The organism is Adlercreutzia sp. DFI.6.23, from assembly GCF_024462535.1.
Taxonomy (GTDB): domain Bacteria; phylum Actinomycetota; class Coriobacteriia; order Coriobacteriales; family Eggerthellaceae; genus Adlercreutzia; species Adlercreutzia rubneri.
Map to the genome: position 1 here is coordinate 1 of NZ_JANGBP010000131.1, position 423 is coordinate 423.

General features: G+C 58.4%; 1 pseudogene. It reads left to right on the forward strand.

Annotated elements, in window-relative coordinates:
• A pseudogene (locus NE591_RS12665) lies at positions 1-262 on the forward strand (hypothetical protein); the annotation flags it as partial.
• Between the last annotated feature and the right edge of the window lie 161 nt (positions 263-423).

A 423-nucleotide genomic window follows, 5' to 3' on the forward strand; every position in this document is an offset into this window, starting at 1 on the left:
GCTCTTGCCTGAGCTGTCCGCGCGCGGCTCGTCGATCCATTCCACTTTGGTGCATATCGCGGGATCTATTTCGTCGGCGCTCTTCGTCGGTCTCATGTCGGGGCAGGTTCACCGCCTGATGGCCGATGGTATGGCGAAAGCGCAGGCCTATAGCGCAGGTTTCTCGATCACCGTGTACCTGGCGGTCGCCTTTGTAGTGGTAGCGGCCATCTTATCACTGGTTTATGCACGCCATGTGGTCAAGCTGACCCGCGGGAAATAGGGCACAGGCGCTCATGCCACGAGCGGTAATCGCTAATCCTGCGCGTTAGCGCCGCTGGCTGTTCGCGCCAGTCAGTCAAGGTGCTCCATTTTGCAGCAAATCGCGAGCTATAAGCGTCTGGGGGGTGCGTTTGAGTCGGCGACTTCGAAAGAATCTGAAGA